3 protein-coding genes are annotated in these 3,128 nt (G+C 36.2%); 2 read left to right on the top strand and 1 reads right to left on the bottom strand.

The genetic code is table 11. The annotated features are described in order from the left end of the window. Together AC1DJR_RS23550 and AC1DJR_RS23545 are read left to right on the top strand one after the other, a co-directional pair. Positions 1–844 (top strand): ABC transporter permease subunit (locus AC1DJR_RS23550; RefSeq protein ID WP_477003633.1); only part of this gene is annotated, 844 nt, incomplete at its 5' end. Between the two features lies 1 nt (position 845). Continuing rightward, positions 846–1,850 (top strand): ABC transporter permease, encoded by a 1,005-nt coding sequence (locus AC1DJR_RS23545; RefSeq protein WP_477003632.1) that lies wholly within the window; start codon positions 846–848, stop codon positions 1,848–1,850. A gap of 48 nt (positions 1,851–1,898) precedes the next feature. Here the strand turns inward: AC1DJR_RS23545 and AC1DJR_RS23540 are convergent. Beyond that, on the bottom strand, positions 1,899–3,128 hold a 1,230-nt coding region (locus AC1DJR_RS23540; protein ID WP_477003631.1), incomplete at its 5' end, for a thiamine pyrophosphate-dependent enzyme.

The raw sequence follows: 3,128 nt of genomic DNA, 5'->3' as shown, positions 1-3,128 counted from the left end.
GTGTGGGGTTACATGTTTACAATTATTTGCGGCGCTTATTTGTATTCTATTTTTAGGGGCACTACCGCGTTTATTTAAGGGATTACAAATTGATCTAATCGGTTTTTGGAACACAGTTGTGTTTCTTGGAGAGAAGTTACTTCAACCAGGTGAAATTACGTATGGATTTCGGAATTCAAGAAAGTTATTTCCACAAATATGGATTCATTATGTAGAGACAATGTTTGTATTTATTTCGGCATTTATACTATCTTTACTCATTGCGTATCTTATCGTTGTGTGGGTATTACAGCGCTCTCAATCAAAGCAACGTATGTGGAATGGGATTTTCGTCGCACTTGAAAGTATTCCGGACATTTTATTAATTTTATTATCTCAACTTCTAGTAGTAATAATCTTTCAAAAGACAGGTTTTATGCCAGTGAAATTTGCAGGACTTGGAGAGGAAAGGGCTCGCCTGTTACCAATAATATGCCTTACTTTACCTACAACATTATTATTTATTAAGTTACTACTATTACGTTTCAGAGAAGAATTAGAGAAAGATTATAGTATATTTGCTAAGAGTAAAGGGCTAAGTTTAAGACATATTTTGACGCACCATATTTCAAGAAATGTCCTGTTAACAACAGTCTATTATGCAAAAACGAATATTTTATTTATGCTGTCAAACTTATATATTATTGAATGGCTGTTTAATACGTACGGTATGTTCGTTTTCGTGAAAGAAAATTCAAAATTAGAAATATTTACAGTGAGTTTAGTTTTATTATACGTACCGCTTTTTATACTATTTCGTTTATTACATACGCTTTTACAAAATGTTATAAAGGGGCGTGTGTAACATGTGGCAAGTTGTAAAAAGAGATGTGAGATTTTGGCTAGGTGTTACTTTTTTGAGTGTACTAATGATTGTTAGTATTGGAAATACGCTGTTTTTCGATGGGAATATTCGTGAACTAACGATGATGTATAACGAAAAAGGAGAATTAGAGGCTGCTCCGTTTTCACCGTCGAGTAAATTTTGGTTTGGAACTGATGAGAAAGGCCGTGACCTGTTCCAGTTAATAATAGAAGGAGCGAAATGGACAGTTGGTGCAAGTATCGTTATCGCAGTTTTACGTGTAGTAATTGGAGGAGCTATTGGTTTATTACTTGGTATGTACAGTAAACGCTCATTTCCAGTTATCTCATCTTTTTTTGATCCGTTTAGTATTGTACCAATGATTATGATTTCCTATTTTATGTTAAATGCAGTTTTAATGTTCGAAAGTGGAGAGGCTGCTGCTCCGTTTCATTTACGGGTTGCGTTTCAAATTATAGTTCTTGCGTGCCTTGCTGTACCGACTGTTATGTTGTATGTGGCGCAAGAAGTAAAACGTATTAAGAATGAAGAATTTATGTTGGCGGCCACTGTGCTCGGCGGAAGTAAGTGGCAGAGGTTGAAACGCCATGTATGGCCGCATATGTTACCATCATTTCTTTTATTAGTAGCCCAGCAATTTGTAAGTACTTTATTACTCCTCTTGCATCTTGGTTTGTTGAAATTATTTTTTGGCGGAACAATAATTTTTGGCGCTATAGATGCAGATAGTGTAACAAAGGAATGGACTGGCCTAATTGGTCAAAACTTCCGTCACTTAACTACTCATACATGGATTGTACTTATACCAATCGCTTTCTATAGTATGACAGTCTTGTCAGGGAATCTAATTAGCAATAGTATGCAAGATGCAATTAAACTAGGAAATGTTAGAAGAGCGAAACAGAAGAATGAAGAGGTGAAAGTAGAGAAACAAATACAGCCTACCGTGAATGATTTTTCATTTCATAGAGAGGTACAAAAATAAATAAATAAAGATAGCTGAAGACAATTTGTTTTCAGCTATCTTTTTTGTTTAAAGTGGTGGTAAATCAATCTTACCTTCTTCAAATAATTCTTTTATCATATGTTTCGTATAACCAGCTGCTTGACCAAATGTGATTTTTGCTGGCATTGGTGCTTCATTTACATCTACAACTACATCAATAATGCATGGTTTACTTTGTTTTACCGCATTTTCAAAGGCAGGAAGTAAGTCATCTAACTGTTCGACGCGGTATCCAATACCACCGCACGCCTCTGCGTATTTTGCGAAATCAGGATTCGTTAAGTCTGTACCGAATTCGATATTTCCCATAACTTCTTGTTCAAATTTAATCATAGCAATTTTATTATTGTTTAATACAACAACAACGATTGGCAGTTTATATTTAACAGCTGTTACGAAATCATTCATTGTCATTCCAAATCCGCCGTCACCACAAACTGCAAACACTTGTTTATCCGGGAAAGCAATTTGTCCAGCAAGTGCACCAGGTAAACCACAGCCAAGTGTTGCAAGCCAACTAGAAATGATAAATTTCTGGTTTGTCATACGGAAGTGCCTTGCAGTCCATACTGTTACATTTCCGACATCGACTGAAAGAATTGCGTCATCTTCTGCTACTTTCTGCAATGCATGCATAACTCGTTGTGGTTTAATTGGAGTAGAAGAATCTTCTTCTTGAGTGTGTAATTTTTCTTCCCACTTTTTCATCATTTCTTGATGTTGCTCTAAGAAGGAATGGTCCTCGTGTTTTTSTACATTTTCAATTAACCATTTTAATGTTTTATCAGCATCACCAGCTAAGCCGATATCTGTCGTATAACGTTTCCCGATTTGTGTGGGGTCTGTATCAATATGAAGTGTTTTTGCTTTTTCGGGTAAGAAACCAGTGAACGGATAAGAAGTGCCCACCATAATTAAAGTATCTGCATGCTTCATTGCTTCATAAGAAGGTTTCGTCCCGATTAATCCTAATCCACCGATACAAAGAGGGTGTTCATCAGGAACAATCCCTTTAGCTGGTAATGTAAGTACGATTGGAGCACCGATATGTTCTGCAAATGCAAGTAAAGACTCTCTCGCATGTTTCGCTCCTTTCCCGGCTAAAATAACAGGTTTTTTCGCTTCATTAAGTGCGAGTTTCGCCACAGTTAAATCGTCTTCTTGCGGAAATATTTCAGGTAATGTAAAGGAAGAGCTTGTAATACSTGCACCATTTTTCACTTCAAATTTCGGAACATCATCTGGAATGGTTAGAAC

The organism is Bacillus sp. 05T31, from assembly GCF_056396725.1.
This window is presented reverse-complemented; position numbering and strand designations above follow the sequence as displayed.

Excerpts from the sequence above, each read along its gene's own strand:
- AC1DJR_RS23545 (WP_477003632.1), top strand. The coding sequence starts at position 846 with ATGTGGCAAGTTGTAAAAAGAGATGTGAGATTTTGGCTAGGTGTTACT.